Origin of the sequence: Cytobacillus firmus, from assembly GCF_023715565.1 — a bacterium.
GTDB classification, from domain to species: domain Bacteria; phylum Bacillota; class Bacilli; order Bacillales; family Cytobacillaceae; genus Cytobacillus; species Cytobacillus firmus_C.
Map to the genome: position 1 here is coordinate 1 of NZ_JAMBOJ010000008.1, position 18,598 is coordinate 18,598.

Here is an 18,598-nt window from a genome sequence, read left to right on the forward strand (position 1 = left end):
TTAAAACGCAAAAAAGCGTCCTCCAGAATGACTCTAATAAACACAGAAAAATGTGTAAAAGAATCGTTCCAAAGAACGCATACGTTTAATAAACATAGCCCGCTAACCAAAGATTGGTTGCTAAAAATAATAAAATAATAAAATGTTACAAATTTATTTTACTATTATTTGGATTTATAGGCAATATTTATTTATTTATTTATTTATTGCTGTCGGATACCTTAAAATCCGTAAATAAAGGCATATGATCACTTAATTTAATCCAATTTTCATGTTTCCCTACTTCCATTTTAATTAGCGATGGTAGTATATGTGTAGAAGTAAAAATATAATCGATATGAAATGGTCTTGCATATTCTTTTCGAAAATAGTGGGTAGGCTGTGACTCATCACCATGCTCTTCGTTATAAAAATGATGGTATGTACTAGTTATACCCTTACTTTTCAATAGATTGACAACATCCGTGTGCGTACCAACCCTCCTGATATGATCAAAGTTCTTATTGCTATTCCAATCCCCAGCAATAACACAGGGTTCCTTCAACAAAGTGTCATAATATTTTAGGGCTAAATATATTTGACCAATGTAACTTTCAAATTTTGCTTTTGTATTTTGTGACCATACCGCAAAGAGAATAAAATTCCGTTTTCCAGTTACCAACAACGGAATAATATAGCGAAAATCCTTGTTATACAAAGGGTGAAGTTCAATTTTATAATGTTCATTTAATGTAAATATTCCAATCCCCTTATTAACTTTCTCACCAAACCAAAGGAATTGATTAACGTCTTGGAGTTTAGTTTGTCCCCATTTTTCCGGAGATTCGGATTCTGGAATAATTAAAATATCTGCTTGATAGGGTTTTAAGTGTTCCAATTTATCTCTAAAACGCATTGCAGCATTCCAAACAATTAGTTTCATCTAGATACTCCTATATAAGTTTTATAGTATTTAAGGGTTGTCAGAGATACTGCAAAAACCAACACCGAAATCATTTGTTTTTTCTTATACTCATATCCTCCTTTTTCCTATTAATTAACACAATTTAAAATATACCGTGAAATTTGTAGATACTTAGGCCTATATTGATAGATATTCTCATTTTCGACAATAACATAATCCAACCTCAGCCTGGTTTTAACGTACACTTTGTTTATGAAACCAATGAGAAGTAAGTTTTCAGCGTGGCTCAACTCTATTTACAGGTCAAGTGACTCACAAAAAAACATCAAACACATATTTAAGTCAGAAGGAGAATACCAGGCATACAGTCGGTCGCTATGGTCATACAGGTGTACGAAAACCGGTACAGAAACTCTGTCCGGTTTTTTGTAATTTTCAAAGATAAATAGTGATTCGACTAATCGGCGAAAAGAAAACACCTCTCCAAAGAAAGGTGTTTTTTATCAGCTGTCCTGTTTTATAAACGACTCCAGTTCATTCACCTTGTCGCCATTCGTTAAGTGTGACACTCCAAAAGAATTCCCTTTGCCGCCCTTATTGATGGCAACGTCCAAATCGTTGAGTAATTGTCCCATGTATTGATACGCCGTCTCCATGCTTGCCGGTACGGGTTTCCAATCCTCAGCATTTTCAAGGTTGTCCTTTTCTTTCCCCGTATCATCGATATGGGCGGTCCGTTCAAATTGATCATGGCTTATTCCAGCTGCAAGCATTCGCAAGTTGGCAAAGTCCTCATCGAAACTTTCATTTTTGTCATCAATATAGTGCTGCATATTTTCATAGAGTTCATTGGCTTTTGTATAATAAACAAATCCAACATCTTCTTGCTTTAATTCATCAAAACTTTCCTCCGGTGCCCGATTGAACTCCGCCGCCATTTCAGCAATCCATTCTTTTGCTTCCGGAGAAAATTCAACCGTATCATTTTCAACCGCGGCTGGCTGATCGTCCGTTTTCGTAACCGATTTAGCGTCATTTCCATTACATGCCGTCAACAATCCGGCTGCCAACATACCGACCAATCCGATTTTAATGATTTTCAATAAAACAGTCCTCCCTTTAACAGAAACCATGACCCGCATTCTTCTAAAATGGATGATGGCAATCTTCTAATATTTCACATATCCATTATATTCGTCTTTCCAACCATCTACAAGAGTTCTCGCAATGTATTGATCTTAATTATGATATACTTTGTGCGATAGGTTCTCAAAGGTAAGGGAGGGTTAAATCTAATGATCAAACGTAATAAGATGGCCATCATTGGCCTTGGTGTCAGCTTATTCCTTCTGCTCATACAATTGGTGATGGATACAAAGGGTATTTACTTTCAACTAGGGCCGCCATCCAAAGGCATCGGGCATCATACCATAAGCGCCTTGCTCATTATTGCAGCCGTCATTTCAGCTGTATATATGTTAACGGATAAAGGGATGAAATGGTTGGCGATAGGGGTTGGGATCTTTTTCATCTTAGTGACTAGCGCACCGAATCTGCTCATGGAAACCAAATACACCACGTTCTCCTCACCCGATCAAAGCGAAAAATTTGTGGTGATCGAAAAAGGGTATGTCAAACTTTACCAGATTTCCAATACAGGCTTATTCATGACCGCTTTGACCAAGACCAGGCTCGATGTCGATCGGGAATACAAACCATTTTCGGAAGGGACCTATGAATTGGAATGGGAGTCACCCAATACATTAATCGTCCATTATGCTTTTAATTATAAGCATCAGTTTAAAACGATTGAATTGCAATACCAAAACGATTAACTCGACGCCAAATTCAAAGAAGAAAGGCTAACCGCCATATGGTAAGTAGTTCAGTTATTGTGGAGAAACATTAGAAATAGCATATCAATTTTAAGACCAAATCGCATAGTGATTTGGTCTTTTACCTTTGTTGTTATATTAGTATTTTCGGTGAAAATAGGTATAAAATCGCAGTCAAAAACGCATACTAAATAACAGAGTGACAATAACTATTGTCAACGTAAAAAATATGATACTAAAATAGGTGTTATTTACTATGCTAATTCTACTACCTATTTAAAAGGAGTGAAAATCGTGCAATTCATCAAACCTAAGAATAATAATGCTGATAAAGTGGATTGGCTAATATCTGAACAAGTCCGAGAAATAGTAAAGAATTATGCGGAATACTGCGAATACAGTGAGAGCGAAGTAGTTGATATGTTCTTAAAAAACCTTCTCAAAGATGAAGAGTTTCTTAAATGGGTTGATGGCATTCGGAACAATAAAAGAATGATGAGGAAAATGGGATTAGAGGATGCAATGGAGGGACAAAAACTTGGCTAAATTACAACGATTAGCAACAAAAGAAGATGGCATCGTTGTCGTTCATAATCCTGTAAGTGACGAGGAATTAAAAGATAGAAAGGAACAATACAAAGTATTATCCGATAAACAATTTGCATTTCGCTATAATAATATGTTGTTTCTGCCCATTGAATTTACTTGGAATGGAAATACACATAAAATCCAATACAACTTCTGCACGAACCCTTTCTGTAAATGGTGCGGCAAAGAACAAGTGAAGTTTGATACAGTCAAAGGGAAGCCTTCTCGTTATAAATTAGAGGGTGGCGGAAAGAACAGTCAAAAGAAATTGCGATGTAATCCTGACCCTATTAACCCGACAATAGGTATGACGTTGAATTGTAGTCCTATGACTGTTTCAAATTGGTCAGTTGCCGAAGAAATTTCGAGGCTTGTTCGTATTAACCAGACCAAAGATGTTGAGCCAGAATATACCTTCCATAAGGATATTTGTGTAGTTGGACACCTAACGCCTTTTGATACACCAGATGAATTCTATAAACAAGGAAAAACACTGAATAATGCTCAACGATGGCAATGTAAAGTGTGTAAGAAAAAAACAAGTATTCTTCCAAACAAGCGTCAGTCCACCACCTATCGTCAAAAGAAGAATGATATTCTTCCGATGTTTGCTAAATTACTATTAAACAAAATGCCAATCAGTCGAACTTGCGATATTTTAGAAATCGGTGTCGGCACTTACTATCATAAATTAGAATGGTTGTACCGTTGTTGCTTAGAGTTCTTAGAAAAATATGAGACTGTTCCTCTGACCAATAAGACATTTAAAGAAATGTGGCTAAATACCGATAAAATGCACTACAACCTAAATAATGTTCGTAAGAAAGGTCAAGGTGGTCAAAAGTATTCTGGTTTAGAAGATAGCCAAGTACAGACCTATGTAGTTGTATCGTCTGATACAATCTCACGATACGTTTTTAGGTCAGATGTGGCGTATGATTGGGAAATGTCGGTTGAGGATTTAAAATACGATACTGCGGTTTATAAAGAAGACCATTTGAACGATTTCAGCAAAAAGAATAACCGCTTGGACTTTTCCTATTACCCACAAGAACCAACCCAGAATGACACTCAAATGCCGCACGAATACCGAGCTGAATTAAATGAATTCCATAAGAGAATGCAGTATGTTGATGGGCTTCACGTTAATCCCACTTACACGACTATGGCACACTATTGGCTGATTAAACAAATGGTAAAGTCTAATGAATGGAGAATGATTAGCGATAATGATGCTTCCATAATGACTGCATTTTTTAGAGTGTTCTCAAAAGAAGTAAGAATGTCTGATGCACACCACTTCCTTTGTTTACTTGATAAGAACAAAAGCAGAAAACAATGTTTAGAAGAGTTTGATGATGCAAAATCAGATTTATTGGATTGGGGATTTCATAGAGGATACGAAACGAAGAACTTGTGTAAATTAGCCTATTCATATTTAAAAGAAGTATTTGAAACGCATCAGTTTCACAACGTAATCAAAACATCAACTCACTCTTACAATGATTGGGGTAAAAACCCAATAACACATCCATTAGCATCAAGAGATAAAGGTTTTCATAGAGTAGATTGCACAACTGATTTATCTTCTCTCGAACCGAAAGAAATTGCGAAACTTATAATGAATGTGAATGATAATGCCACAAATAGTTTTATCCAACAAATTCGGAGAAGATTATCTATCCTCGAAAGACCTTTGATGACTGCAAGAGGCGATGGGAAAAGTTATATTTATGCTAACTTTAATCCGAAGTATGCTCAATATGCCTTAACTATTCTAAGAACATTCTACAACTTTTGCGAAACCTATAAATCAGCCGATGGTAAGGAACTTACTCCTGCTCAAAGGTTAGGAATTACAGATAAAGTGTTTGATTTGAAAGATATAATATATCTAAGGTAGTTCACTTAATATTAAGTGAACTTATTTTTTGAAAGGAAATGGAAATTTTATGCTAAAATAAATATATAAATTACGAATGACTAAAATGGATTTACGAAAATGAAGGGGGAAGTTCTTTGAGAAAAAAACTATTGATGTTGATTGTGTTTAGTATTGTTTTAGTAATGGCTGCTTGCAAATCGGAAGAAACAATTAAAGAAGAAAAATGGGAAGATAATAGCCCAACTTTTACTAATGAGTATGGCGAAATGTTTGGAAAAGAAGGTAGTATTGGAATAATTGGTTCTAAAACTGTTACAGAAAATGGGCAAAAGTGGATGTGGCATTTTTGGGGAACCGAAAATATATCATACAAAGAATGGGAAGTAAAAGCCTTTAAACAAGGCGAAGAAGAAGCGATAAATCCAATAACATTCAAAGATGAACAATTAACCCCTCGTGGTGATGTCATAAACGGACACTCTCGTTCAGCAGTATTATTTCCTTCATCGGGACTATGGAAGTTAAAGGTTTATATTGATGGAGAATATTTCGATGAAATTATTGTAGATATTACTCAGGAATGATAAGAACAGAGGTTATACGATGAAAAACGCTTGGAGAAAATCCAAGCGTTTTTATGTGCAAAATCAACTGTTAAATATATTGTTAATTACATTACTTTTTGTAATGCGAAAAGCACTGTGATTTTTAATTTTCTCCACATTAACTGAACTACTTAGCCATATGGTGGTTAGCCTTTTTGATTCGAGAACTCTATTCTTCGTTTGATAGCCGAACAAGGATGTCCTTGAAGGCCCTGGCGACTTCTTCTCCTTGCTCAATCGAATAACCAGGAGTTTCGAATGCAAACATGAAAAGCCTTCGAATCTCCAACATACCCGCCTCATCCGATGTCAGTACGTACGTGCTTTGAGATTGCACTAAATTAGGGTCTCCCGAGAATCGGCTTTCAAAGAACAGACTGAACCGTACTTTATATCTATCTTCATAGTAATGTCGCAATAAACTATTTATTGGTTGTGGGATATTGAGTAGCATATTTCCGATGTTCACCGCATCCACATCCCCTATAAAATCGGTCATTGAAAACCTACTCTTGGTTTCATCGAGATGCCCAATTAGGTGTAATGCTGCGTCATAAGCTGAGTCGAAACCCTCTGCAACCGCAGATGTCCCAGCAGCGTCAACCAAATCCCCGGCCCAACCAGCAAAATCCACAATGGCCTTATTGATCGTTCCATGATGTAAAACACTATTCAGGGTGGCTGCTAAATGATAAACACCTATATCGACCTTAAATTTTGGATCGTAGATTTCATTAATGGTTGGGTTATATAATTGACTATCTACCTTAGCCATAAATTCGTCATCCAAAAAACCAGCTGCCATATTCCAAAGAGATCCAAAATAACGCTTTCCTCTCAGATATTGGCATACGAGTATATTTGCCTCTGGAATATCCCCACCCGTGTGATCAAACGCAATATCATAGATTTTATCCACTAAATCAAAGAATACGTGGTTCGACATGTCTGGATTGTCAGGGTATTGAGCTTGAGGGTCTACTTTGCTTTCCCCATTGTATCTGCCAGACTTGATATTGTTGTCAATTTCGATTTGGCCAGTACCAGAACCGATCGAAATAGTGGAAATTTGGTCAAAAGCCCAGTTCCCAGGGAGAGGGTAACCAAGGTTACCACTATATCCAGTGGACATGCCGCTCACAAAACTTGTTGTGGCCAACCCTTGCGCAGAAACTCGGATACAAACCGCTCTTGGCCCGTAAACCCCGATTTTATAAATACCCCCAAGATTACTCATTCTCTCGTTCACCCCAATAAAATAAGGAATGATATTCTCTGTTATTTCGTGACCAAGGACGTCAAAATCCACAGCAAAATAAATGGTTGTACCCTTCAAGAAGCCATACTCCCTGGCGGCATTCAACGCCGCCTGAGCGTCAATGCGACCTTGTTGAAGACTGAAATAGTCCAAATAACTCCCGATTGTCTGATAGATTGGGAAGACAGTCAATCCAGCGTTGAAGATGTTCTGCAGCTCACCAGGTTGAATTTTTTTATTCAACGAGGAATTAGGCACATTCGTTAAGTAACGCCCCACTGTCTGATACCCTGCCGCTTTCAGTGCTTGAGCCCGCGCAGGGGTAATCATGGTTACACAATCACAAGCCGTCCCTTTTCTAGTTGAATCCCCGGTACTCACTAAAGCGGAAAGCCATGTTTGCTTTCCAGTGACACCATCAGCAGGCAACATGCAAAAACTTTGAAAACTCAGTACGGCTTGTCTGACGGCACTGTCGTAAATCCCGCTAAAGGCTCCAGGGTCAAACCCGTTCACATAGAGGGCATATTGGAGCAACTTAACAAAGTTGCCACTGCTACCTAAACTTAATGTCGGCAATCGGTCCCTGGTCGTCGGGCCCACGCTGCCTGTTTGAAGGCTTGGCTCAATCCCTTCTTCTGTTTGAATGCCATAGATCAACGCTCTATTCGTTCCTCTTTGATAATGGCCGTCACATGGCTGCACGCCGGATGTTGTATAATATTTGTTATTCAATTCCTGCTGCATTTGCCGAATTCTAGGATCGCCGCCGATTGTCAGAACATAGGCATCCATGGTCAGGAACGCTTTAAACACGTAATCATATACTTTTCCGTTACGAACGGGCAATCCCGCATCGGTTTGCAGTCGAATCACGGCATTCTTTAAGTTCTCATCAAAAATTCCATGGAAGCGGCCTGGATCATAACCTTTGCAATAACAAGCCCCTTGTAGGATTTGAACGATATTTTTCCCTTTCGTCGTTTCGGGTACTTTCCCAAATTCCATTTCACCCCAAGCCTTATAAGCGGAACTTGTACCAGGTCCAAAATTGTCGGCCGGGGTTCCAATCCCCAATTCAATCTGCAGGGCACGCGTGAGGGCATATACCGTTGACCACCCTGTTTTTCCGTTTTCCGGAGCTGGCACATAACCGTTTCGTCCTCCATATGTGCTGTTGACCCATTCTTGAACCATTAAGACCATTAAATCCATATCCAAACACTCCTTCGTTTTAGTTTGTACTTACTCATAGGAACTTCGGGGAAGCGTTCCCCACGTTCCTATGAATAGCTACTTAATAGAGAAAGACTCACATGGTTAAATACAACCCGTTTACACAATTTTTTTCCCGTCCCCCAAATCTCATGTATGATTCATCGCTGCGCAACGTCTCGTTCTTTGAGTTGCTCCATCATTTGAAAATAGCCTGGAGTGTTTTCCACATCAAAATTTTTTATACAAAGTAACAATTTCATTTTGATCTCTTGCGATAAATCTTCCCTATCCTGATGGTTGGTTTGGTTCAGGGAAGATAGAATTTTCGGGGAAAACATCTCGATAACCCTATTCATTGATTGAACATCCGTCTTGGATCGTTTTACAAGCGTATATAAACTATCTCTCATCTATGTTCCTCCCTCTTACTTGCCGTTTCGAGAAAATCTCTCATTTTCTTCAAAGCCCTCGCATGACTTTTTGAAACTGCCTGCTGGGATCGATTTAATTTATGGTCTATCTCTGAGTCGGTCAAACCATGAAGATAGGCCAAACTTATAATTTGGCGCTGATTTTCCGTCAATTGCCGATACCCCTCGTATAGCCAATAATTCGTAAGCTGGTCCTCGATCCCGAATGACATCTCAATCTCACTAAGTTCGTTCTTGAACTCTGTTGTCGCCAGCACATCGAGGAGTGATGTTTCTGTTTCGCTGCTCAAAGGTTTATCCAAGATCAATCTAAACCTATCAGTATTTTGTCTATGCCTCTTATCAAAGTTGATGGAGTGAAAATGAATGGTCTTAGATAGATAGCTAGTAAACCTGATCCGAAAGTAAAATTCCTTAAACGATTCATCTAATTGATGGATTAAATGATCGTTTGGGCCTTCAATTACCTGTTTTAATAGCTCCATATTTTCCGGAATGGCCAAAAATGAATGAATGATAGAGTTTTTCAATTGATCTTCGTTCGCCTTCAAATACCCTGTCAAATCCGTCGATAAATTGCGCATTTTCAAACGCCCACCTTCCTTTTTGGAACGTACGTTCGTATTGATGACCAAAAAAAATAGGTCTTTCCTATTTGACTAGCTTTACCTCTCTTAAATTGTACCAAAATTTTGTATAATTTTGGAGAATTTACGCAGACGATTTCATTTATCCTAATTTTTGTTTATGACCTCCGCTAATTTCAGTATGACTTCTTCTAACTTTTCCAGTTTCCTCTCAAACCTCAAAAAGAGGTAGATCGTAATCACAATAGGGAATCCAAAGTTGCCCAGAATAGTAGTCCATAAAGGAATATCGATTGTACTCATAAAAAATCCTCTCTTTATGCTTATTTTTTTCCTACCTAGTAGATAAAGAACGTTCGGCACTAGATTTTACAACCCTTAACACGATTTTTTTATATAAAAAACCTCCCAGGCAAAAAATCACATGAGAGGCTCCTTTTCTTATTCTCGTGTCGTCACACAGCTGGGAATAGCAGGCGTTTAGTGTCTAAACACTGGCGAATAGCAAACGCGCGCCCCAGACGCATTTGGCTCTACTTTTAGGCGATAGTCAAAATTGTTCCTAGATAAATTGAATGTTTGGGAGATCCCATCGTTACTGTATCCGGTGCGTGATCCTGAATCAAACCACTGCCCGATATTATGATCCCATCGTTGCAATGTCATCGTGTATTTGAATGTACATGGGGTATTCACACGGACACTGCCAGAGATAGCACTTGCTGAGTAAGATGAACCGCAGACGGTCACCCTTGTTTCACTTGAACAGATACCTGGATACGTTTCTTTACATGCCATTTTGTTCCACACTCCTTAATTTTTTTGGTTACGTAATCATAAAGAGCCATGCCGGTTCCTTTTCACAACCGTTCGGCAAAACTTTTTTATGATCGGTATTTTGTACTTGGGTAATAACAAAAGAGAAGCCAAATTGAACCCTGTATAATTAAAGAACGTAAAAAAGAACCAAGGAACTCTTCTCAGTTCTTTGCTCTGCCAATTTAATTTCATCATGGATTTTGTCTATTTTTTGGGAAAATATATTGGTGAGGTGATTAGATGGAATTTAATTTTGAAATTATCAAACAATCATATAATGTTTTAAAGGTGGATTACCGCCAAGACGAAGGTAAAACGTATTTTGTATATGGATATCGAAATGATGAGGCAGAATACGTCCCCTCAGTTTTTTTAAACTCTGGGTAGTGTCCATCCTCAATGAACTTTTCCATTAATCTTGCAGCTGGTATTCTACTCATTTCTTTCACTTCATTAGGTTCCCTAATCTAGTATTGGGAACCTGAGAATAAGTTCCCCACTAGAAAGGGAGTATGGAGTTCTAAGATTAAGCCACTAAAACAATGACCTCTGGTTCAAAAATTGACCAAGTTAAGAAATCTTTCTTGGCTTGTTCCTGGTTTTCTGCATATAAGTAAACGGTTTCATGAAGTATACAATAGTAAGAGATTTGATACAGAGATAAAGGTCTCCAGTTTCCCGCTTGTTCTGCATGTTCAATCTCCTGCAGTTGGTTTTTGATCTTTTCATCTCCAATAATGTTTCCATGTTCTATGCGTAGAGATATAGTATTTTCAGGTCCCATAACTACAACTAAAGGACAATTTCGTACTGTATGAAGAAAGCTACACAAATTATCCTCGTTCACAATTACATCCTTAGCAAACTTATGGCCGCTTAGTAAAACTCTATAAATAATTGACTCCATTTTTTAATCCCCTCCAGGTTAATAAGTAATTGAAAGTTCAGTATCAGATAAAAGCTCAGAAGAAACTGAACGAATGTCTCTACCATGTTTAGCCTTTAAAATTTGGCGTACATGCATATCATTAACAGCTGATAATACTTCCTTTTCCATGACCCAACCCTCTGTTTTATGAACATAGAAGGAAACCTGGTAAGCATTCCGATGGCACCTATCCCCGTTAAAGAATTCCTGGCTAGGTAATACAGCAGATACTTTATCAAGTTTAAGAAAAATGGGTGGTTTATCTTCTCCTTGCTGAACATCAATCCACGCTGGCTCATTTAATATGAGATGATGAATATGAATATTGCCCTGAATTACGACTTCACCATTTCGATAAATCTTTTCAGAAGTAACAATAAACTGCGTTGCATCTTTAGTGTAAAACTCAACCATTATGCGATATCCTCCCTTTGAAACGAAAACAGATTGAAATCATTCGGCTGCAGTTCTTCCCGAATAAGATCAATCTGTTTTATACAATCCGCCAATATTAGTTTTTTATTTTTTCTGCTATGAATTTTTATTGTCACTGAGTCATTTACTAGAACAATGTTAATTCCATCTTTGAAAAATAGCCCTCTCGCATCTATCATTTTAAATGATGGCCTTTTACGCATCTCTTTCATCCAATTAGCATGGAACATTGATGGATGTTCAAGTATAAATTCAATCCCTGTTACATATGCACCGAGGCATCCTAAAGATAGATCAAATAAATACAACCCTCCAGATAAATCACAATTAAATGTAATTCGATACCCTTTTAGCGAAGTTCTAGGCTGGTTTTCAAATGGCTCAATACGAAAAGTTGAACCATCAATAGCCCATTCAAATCCATTTCTCACCTGTTTGAAGTGGATACTCTTTAAAGCTTTTCCTAACTGTTCAGGCTCAATCGGAGCAAAGCATGTTAACTTAAACATAACAATCTCCTCCATTTCGCCAGAAAAAATTAGCCTTTGTTTTAAACATTAACAACACAACCCTTCTATAAAGTTTTTACTTTATAGTTTTAATGATTCTAATGGGCCCCCTCTAAAACGCAAAAAAACGCCCTTTAGAATGTTCTAAAATAAACACAAAAATAGTGTTTTCTAGATCATCCCAAAGGACGCATATGTTTTATATAAGGACCTGCTAACCTAAATATGGTTGCAATAAAATTACAAAATCAATAAAAACTATAGTTTGATTTTACCATTTCTCACCATCCTAGTTCAAGCTTTTAAAATGTTATGACAAGCTTCCACAAACTTTTGTTCATCTGCAGAAATCTCCAGTAAGTACTCAGCTTCTTCTTTTGTAATGTATACTTGTTGGTCTACCCCTTCCTCATAAGACAAATTTAACCCTGTTAGATTTTGTTCATTAAATTCATTAATATAAGATGTCAAAATTTCAGGAGTAGTAAGAGAAATACCGTTCTTTATTTCTTTTTCCTCTTTTGTTATATAAATGAGTTCAATAAGGTTATTATTTTCTTCATTTCTAAAAATTGTTCTCTTTATATAAAATAGTACATTTAAAATGACTTCTTGTTTCAATTCTATCATCCTTTAACTATAGATTTTCTTAGTTTTAATTTACAAGATGAATGTAGGTTTAATTGTATTTTTTCACAATAAATTAGAGTACAAATTTAAAATCAGTTGCTATCAGTGGTTATTTTCCAATTGATTTATCTGGTTTTTTAAATGATCAGTAGGATAAACCTGATGATACTCTACTTTATCTTAAGCTAATTATTCCCCCTAATAATATAAGGTTCCATAAAATTTAAGATACTTTTGTTTAATAAAGTATACTAAAAAATTCCTTTTCTTAATAGCGAACACAAGTTCGTGATTGCATAAAATGTTAAACTAGAATGGCTAATTTATAATACATTTATCCTTTTCTAGAGTAAATATTTTCTTGCAACAATTTTTTAGGACTTTATGCATATCTGATACTTACCCTCTAATTTGTTTATCAAACTTCAGTTCTCGATCAATATACCTACTGCATTTTCCTAGATATTTCAATTAGTTATTCAATAAAAGTGGAAAACAACTAAAAAAATAGGAAATTCTTTAATAAAAGTTCAATTTCTTGAACTATATTGTTTTTATTGATGCTTTATCTGTAAATTTCATACCCGTTCATCGACAAACTCCCCTACACACAACTTACAATATATTACTAAAGATAGTAAAATATACATATAACTTGTTATAGGAAGGGGGGAGGAAATGCTTGAGAAGTTTACCTTTGGCCAACAGATTAAATATGTACGAACAATAAAGAAAATAAACCAAAATGAACTAGCAAAGGGAATTTGTTCGATTTCATATCTATCTAAGATAGAAAACGGAGTCATTTACCCGAGTGAAGAAATTAAAAATTTATTAATTAAGAAATTAGGTATTGAGGATAGCACTCTTAACAATGAATTTGGAGAAAGAGAGATTCAAGAATTTTATAACTTTCTGCTAAATAAGGACATACAAAATGCAGAGAAAGTTTATAAGGAACTTTTAAATAAGGACTTTTCAGAAGCGTTAAATTTGAGATTTGAAGTTATTTCTATTTTCTACTTTGTGGAAAGAAAGCAGTTTAAAGAACTCCCCCAATTGATACAATCAATTTTTTCAAAAGAAGCCCAGCTTCCATCTGAGTTAAGATATTTCTTTTATAAAGCATTAGGTTATTATTACTACCACACCCAAAAGGCAGAGAAGTCATTATATTTCTTTGAAAAATCAGTGAGCCTAGTTACGATGTTTACGTTAAATAATTTAGAAATAGCTGACCTATACTATGCTTACTCGCTCGCTGCCGCAAGATTGAAAAAAACCGCTATTTGTTTAAAATATTGTCAATCAGCACTAGAGATTTACCAGGAGCTTTATCTTCTAAAGAGATGTGTGGACTGTCATGTTTTATTAGGGATTACTCATCGAAGGAATAATAATATGGAGGAAGCAATTTCTCAGTATAAAACCGCTTTAGACTTAGCTGGCCAGATACATTACAAAGATATTTCCTTAACAATCCAGCATAATTTAGGCTTTCTGTACGGTGTCATCGGAGAGCTAGATAAAGCAATTGATCTTTTTCAAGAAATTTTAAGTAAGGAAGATCAATTGACCCCTTATGTTCACGTTCAAACTATCCTTTCTTTAGTTAAGGAACTACATAAAAGAAATAACAATAAAGAGGCATTTCAGCTAGTTCAAAAAGGCTTTGAATTGTTGATTAAACACCCTGACTTAAAAAATCAGTTTTATTTAGAATTTAACTTTTATAATCTATTATTGCTTGATAAATATGAAGAATTACAGAAATTATTGTTCTCTAAAGTAGTTCCCGCGTTAGAAATGGAAAAAAAATATTTTTCCTTATCTAATTACTGTCTGTTTCTGGGGGATCACTATTATGCTAATGGAAAATATAAAAATGCTGCTAAATATTTTGCGTATTCAAGAGAATTTCTTAATAAATCAAACCTAACCAAATAAAGGAGTGTCACCATGAATAAAAAATTGCTTGTAACCTTTTCTATTACTATCGGATTGCTAATGAGCGGCTGCTCAACTGGAGCGAATTACTCTATAGATATTCTAAATAATTCTGAGAACATTACAACTGCTAAAGACGATGAAATTCTCCCACCTCTGATTGTTACACCAAAGCCTAAACTTGAAAAGAAAAATTATGTATAAAAAGAAAAAACTCCATTGCTACATTTGGTAGCTGTGGAGTTTCTTTATTGATTAATACTTTCTATGAAGCTTAAACGCTTTATAAGAATCTGCAAGAATTTCTATTGGTACACTATCTTTTTTGATAACCCCGTTTGTATACTTTACTTCAAATTCAAAGATAGCCGGCCCTGGCTTTATATTTGTTGGGTATTCTATAAAAGCAGGGTCATACAACTCTCCTTTATAAAGAATTGAGGTAGTTTTTCCCAGGCTGACTGTTCTGTTAATTGATACAGAATTGGCCTGTGTTGCCTTTAGTGTACTTTTAACATATTCGATTGGGTATGGTGAAACATCAGCTTCTAACAAGAATTTTTCTCCGCTATAGAACTGATTATCTTTGTGACCTAATGACTGGTGTTTATTTTGCCAATCTGGGGTGTGTTTGACGTAACCTTTTAGGGTTAGAGGTTTTACATTCACCCAGGTTGTAACCTCAGTCTCATCATATCCGTCATCGGAGGTTGCCCGGAATGTATATTTCTTATGTTTGGAAACAAAGCTGTAGCAATGTTTGGTATCGGAGACTACTTTTGTTTTAGTAAGTACTGTCTTTTCAAATGTCCCCTCTTCTGTAACATAGATTTTCACATCCATTTTATGACCATCTGCATCATGAACCCTTACGCAAACATTAATTGTATCTCCTTCATAAGGATCAGTTGGGTCATACGTCAACGTAATTGTTGAAGGTCTGTTAACCACTTCGATTGTTTTAGTGATGGTGTCTGTAGCGTTATAGGTATCTTTAACAGTTTGTACTATGGTATAAACACCAATTAATTGCAAACCATTAAACGTAGGATTAGCAGCGGATGAAGTAACTTTACTGCCATCAGGCTTCGTTAACTCATAAACGTATGTTAATTTATCACCATCAATATCAGAAGCAGTAGATGTAATTTTAATTGATTCATTGTTAAAATATTTTGCTTTATCGGTATTGAATCCTGCAGTAGGCGGTCTATTCACGACTTCTACCGATTTTGTAATGCTATCTGTTGCCCCTTCAGGATCCTTTACGGTTTGAGTAATAGTAAAGGTACCAGGCTTATCCAATCCAGTAAAAGAAGGATTAACGGAAGTACTGGTTACCTTAGTGCCATCTGCTTTTACAAGCACATAATGGTAAGTCAGTGGGTCTCCATCCGGGTCAGTGGCAGTCGAAGTAACCTTAATGGTTCCATCACGATAATAGGTTGTTTTATCTGTATTAAACCCAGCTACTGGAGGGTTATTGAACTTATAAGCACCTTTATACGTAGTGGACACGTTACCAACATTATCTTCAGATTGTACATGAAGGTACCATTGCCCTTTTCCTGATTTCGTTACTACATAATTTGAGTTGGTTGACCAGGAAGACCACTGCGATTCAGTTGGAGTACTAGAGGATTGTGTCCAGACATATCGGGATCTTTTATAACCAGAATGAGCATCGTTAAATTTGAGTCGAACCTTAATGCTCTCCTTGCTCCAATCTCTACTAGAAAAATCAGCTGTATCTTCATTATTTCGGTATTGAATAACTGGTCCTGCATCATCAACGCCAAGTTTCATATTTGTAGATTGATAACCTTTAGCCGATTCATCGATTACAACATTGCTAATATTGTCGACGTTATCTTGATAATAATATTGTATATCATAAAGGTGGCCGTGTGTTTTGGGTACCACTGTCCAATTCACTTTTCCATAAGCTGTTTGTTCTTGTCTGTTAGCCGCTTCAATAACTGCGTGTGAACTTTTAAAGAACGAGTCCTGGTGATTAGTACTTTCACTAAAATAGTGGCTGGAACGCACATCGATATTGTTGCCTGCCAAACGTAAATATTGTCGCTTATTTCCAGAATCACCGTCATGTTGCATCAATTGTACTGTGACTTTATCATCAGAGTTTACCCAATAAACATTATTGTTAACGTATTTGGCACCGGTTAAGCTATGGGATATATGAGAAGGAGAAACGCTATCAACACGTAAATTCATACCTGTGTCTCCTTCACCGGTATCGTATCCTCTACCATTGTTTACATTATCAAAATAGTGATATTGGATATCGTAATTATGTCCATGTGTTTTTGGGGTAACATTCCATTTCACAGTACCATAATCAGTATTTTCGGTCCTATTAGCTTCATCGATAACAAGGTGGTTACTTTTAATCCAATGGTTGTTATAATCTGAAGCAGCGGCGAAATCATGGCGAGATCTAACCTCAACCCCACTTCCTAATAATCTAAGATATTGGTATTTGTTTCCGGAATGAGGGTCCCTTTGTCTTAATGTAATGGTTACTGATTCATTTTCTCTTACCCAGTAATCATTTCCGTTAATATATCTTGCCCCTGTAAGACTGTTTGTTATATTAGTCGGAGCGACGCCATCAACACTTAATTTAAGACCGGTATTTCCTGAGCCAGTATCATATCCTACAGCATTTCCCACATTATCAGTGTAATGGTACTGGACGTCATATGTATGGCCATGTGTTTTAGGAGTGACACTCCATTCGACTTTTCCATACTTGGTATTTTCAGTCCTTTTTGCTGCTTCAATTACTAAATGATTACTTTTGACCCAATGGTAGTTATGGTTAGTGGCATCAAAGAAATCATGTCGTGCTCGAACCTCAACCCCACTTCCAAGCATTCTTAAGAACTGATTTTTATTTCCTGATTCTTTATCGTATTGGCGGAGCATTACAGTCACCGTATCATTAGGTTGAACCCAATGATTACTGCCATCTCGATAACGATGATTAGTGATACTATCGGCAATATGTTCAGGTGGGTCGTTTTCAGTAATATATGATATTCTGGCCTGATCTCCTGAAAAGCGCCAATAAGAAGTGGCAGCCCATTTGGTTTTATTGCTATCTTTAGGGCTCCTTACTCCATACCATACAGCTGTTTGAGATTCCTCCGAATCAACACGAGTATAAGTCGTATTGTTTGTAAAGTAACGATCAGACCCTAACTCATCCCGTACACTTGCAGCTGCTTCACGTGGTTTGGAACGCCTTAAAACTTCATCGGTATTCATCGTCAGTTTATTGGTGTTTTGTCCGCTAGATAAAGAAATGCTCCCATATTTAAAATCTCTATTTGAAAAATCAAAAGGAACTATTAGAGGTGTATAGACAATATGAGAGTCTACCTTTTTTATTAGATAGAGGGACCAAACAGCATCTTTACTGTCGTCAGGGAATAATTCATTAAGAGGTAAATAAGCATCAAATCCTACACTTTCATAACGCATATTACAATCATAGTTTGGAGTATTCGTTGTTGAAGCGGAACATTCGTTATAGATACCAGATCCTTGGTTATTGTACTCAAGATCTTCGGTAGCGTATAATCCTCGTTGCTGTGCTTTAAATATTTTTATTGCCCCGGCTCCACTACCAGCAACTTTTTGAGCTGCGATGTAGGTTTCGTTATTAGAACTTAAATGCCGTTTATGTCCAAAAATTACTGACCAGCCTCTAAATTCTAAATAAGGTTGTGTTCCCGTGCCGTTAAAATTCTTGTTAACGATACGTTGTCCGCCAGATATATATTTGTTGTAATATACATCGTAAATGAGCATTCTCCCGGTGTTCTCTTTGTAATGTTTCCCACCAGGCGTTTTATTCCACCCACTTCTTACTGTACTTGGAACATCAAATGGAGAATATTCAGCGGAACTTGCAGAGGGGAAGAAGAAAATACTTCCCCCTACAAGAAAAAAGAATAGAAATGCTATTAATTTGAATTTGATACGATTCAAAT

General features: G+C 36.6%; 17 protein-coding genes. 6 read left to right on the forward strand and 11 right to left on the reverse strand.

Annotated elements, in window-relative coordinates; translation table 11 throughout:
• Window positions 1–199: 199 nt before the first annotated feature.
• Complete coding sequence (locus M3205_RS04430; RefSeq protein ID WP_159868114.1) at window positions 200–922, reverse strand: endonuclease/exonuclease/phosphatase family protein; 723 nt, start codon at window positions 920–922, stop codon at window positions 200–202.
• Between the two features lie 485 nt (window positions 923–1,407).
• Window positions 1,408–2,007, reverse strand: a complete 600-nt coding sequence (locus M3205_RS04435; RefSeq protein WP_159868117.1) for a hypothetical protein — start codon at window positions 2,005–2,007, stop codon at window positions 1,408–1,410.
• Window positions 2,008–2,199: 192 nt separating this feature from the next.
• Here M3205_RS04435 and M3205_RS04440 point away from each other — a divergent pair, with 192 nt between their 5' ends.
• The 4 genes from M3205_RS04440 to M3205_RS04455 all read left to right on the forward strand — a co-directional run bounded on the left by M3205_RS04440 (window position 2,200) and on the right by M3205_RS04455 (window position 5,796).
• Window positions 2,200–2,739 (forward strand): hypothetical protein, encoded by a 540-nt coding sequence (locus M3205_RS04440; RefSeq protein WP_159868120.1) that lies wholly within the window; start codon window positions 2,200–2,202, stop codon window positions 2,737–2,739.
• Window positions 2,740–3,033: 294 nt separating this feature from the next.
• Window positions 3,034–3,285 carry a hypothetical protein gene (locus M3205_RS04445; RefSeq protein ID WP_251168833.1) on the forward strand — a complete coding sequence of 84 codons (252 nt, stop codon included), beginning with the start codon at window positions 3,034–3,036 and terminating at the stop codon, window positions 3,283–3,285.
• Entirely contained in the window at window positions 3,278–5,230 is a 1,953-nt protein-coding gene (locus M3205_RS04450) for an insertion element protein (protein WP_251168834.1), read from the forward strand. Before M3205_RS04445 ends, M3205_RS04450 begins: the two co-directional genes overlap by 8 nt.
• Before the next feature lie 116 nt (window positions 5,231–5,346).
• Window positions 5,347–5,796 carry a DUF4871 domain-containing protein gene (locus M3205_RS04455; protein ID WP_251168835.1) on the forward strand — a complete coding sequence of 150 codons (450 nt, stop codon included), beginning with the start codon at window positions 5,347–5,349 and terminating at the stop codon, window positions 5,794–5,796.
• A 190-nt stretch (window positions 5,797–5,986) separates the two neighbouring features.
• Here M3205_RS04455 and M3205_RS04460 read toward each other — a convergent pair whose 3' ends face one another.
• The 8 genes from M3205_RS04460 to M3205_RS04495 all read right to left on the reverse strand — a co-directional run bounded on the left by M3205_RS04460 (window position 5,987) and on the right by M3205_RS04495 (window position 12,623).
• Window positions 5,987–8,290, reverse strand: coding sequence for a glycoside hydrolase domain-containing protein (locus tag M3205_RS04460; protein WP_251168836.1), 2,304 nt, complete (start codon window positions 8,288–8,290; stop codon window positions 5,987–5,989).
• Between the two features lie 161 nt (window positions 8,291–8,451).
• Window positions 8,452–8,703 (reverse strand): helix-turn-helix domain-containing protein, encoded by a 252-nt coding sequence (locus tag M3205_RS04465; protein WP_159868126.1) that lies wholly within the window; start codon window positions 8,701–8,703, stop codon window positions 8,452–8,454.
• Entirely contained in the window at window positions 8,700–9,308 is a 609-nt protein-coding gene (locus M3205_RS04470; RefSeq protein WP_251168837.1) for a sigma-70 family RNA polymerase sigma factor, read from the reverse strand. The genes M3205_RS04465 and M3205_RS04470 overlap by 4 nt, the downstream gene beginning before the upstream one ends.
• Window positions 9,309–9,458: 150 nt before the next feature.
• Window positions 9,459–9,614 (reverse strand): YvrJ family protein, encoded by a 156-nt coding sequence (locus M3205_RS04475; protein ID WP_113885506.1) that lies wholly within the window; start codon window positions 9,612–9,614, stop codon window positions 9,459–9,461.
• 1,042 nt (window positions 9,615–10,656) lie between these two features.
• Window positions 10,657–11,037 carry a hypothetical protein gene (locus M3205_RS04480; protein ID WP_159868132.1) on the reverse strand — a complete coding sequence of 127 codons (381 nt, stop codon included), beginning with the start codon at window positions 11,035–11,037 and terminating at the stop codon, window positions 10,657–10,659.
• Between the two features lie 18 nt (window positions 11,038–11,055).
• Window positions 11,056–11,472, reverse strand: a complete 417-nt coding sequence (locus M3205_RS04485; protein ID WP_159868135.1) for a hypothetical protein — start codon at window positions 11,470–11,472, stop codon at window positions 11,056–11,058.
• The gene (locus M3205_RS04490) at window positions 11,472–12,002 is read right to left on the reverse strand and encodes a hypothetical protein (protein ID WP_159868138.1); all 531 of its coding nucleotides are present in this window, start codon (window positions 12,000–12,002) and stop codon (window positions 11,472–11,474) included. Before M3205_RS04490 ends, M3205_RS04485 begins: the two co-directional genes overlap by 1 nt.
• A gap of 294 nt (window positions 12,003–12,296) precedes the next feature.
• Window positions 12,297–12,623 (reverse strand): hypothetical protein, encoded by a 327-nt coding sequence (locus M3205_RS04495; protein ID WP_113885545.1) that lies wholly within the window; start codon window positions 12,621–12,623, stop codon window positions 12,297–12,299.
• 687 nt (window positions 12,624–13,310) lie between these two features.
• Between M3205_RS04495 and M3205_RS04500 the strand changes: the two genes are divergently transcribed.
• Both M3205_RS04500 and M3205_RS04505 read left to right on the forward strand, forming a co-directional pair.
• Window positions 13,311–14,579 carry a helix-turn-helix transcriptional regulator gene (locus M3205_RS04500; RefSeq protein WP_009336083.1) on the forward strand — a complete coding sequence of 423 codons (1,269 nt, stop codon included), beginning with the start codon at window positions 13,311–13,313 and terminating at the stop codon, window positions 14,577–14,579.
• A gap of 12 nt (window positions 14,580–14,591) precedes the next feature.
• Window positions 14,592–14,783 carry a hypothetical protein gene (locus tag M3205_RS04505; RefSeq protein WP_159868141.1) on the forward strand — a complete coding sequence of 64 codons (192 nt, stop codon included), beginning with the start codon at window positions 14,592–14,594 and terminating at the stop codon, window positions 14,781–14,783.
• Window positions 14,784–14,834: 51 nt separating this feature from the next.
• Here the strand turns inward: M3205_RS04505 and M3205_RS04510 are convergent, their stop codons facing one another.
• The gene (locus tag M3205_RS04510) at window positions 14,835–18,596 is read right to left on the reverse strand and encodes an Ig-like domain-containing protein (protein WP_251168838.1); all 3,762 of its coding nucleotides are present in this window, start codon (window positions 18,594–18,596) and stop codon (window positions 14,835–14,837) included.
• Window positions 18,597–18,598 lie beyond the last annotated feature (2 nt).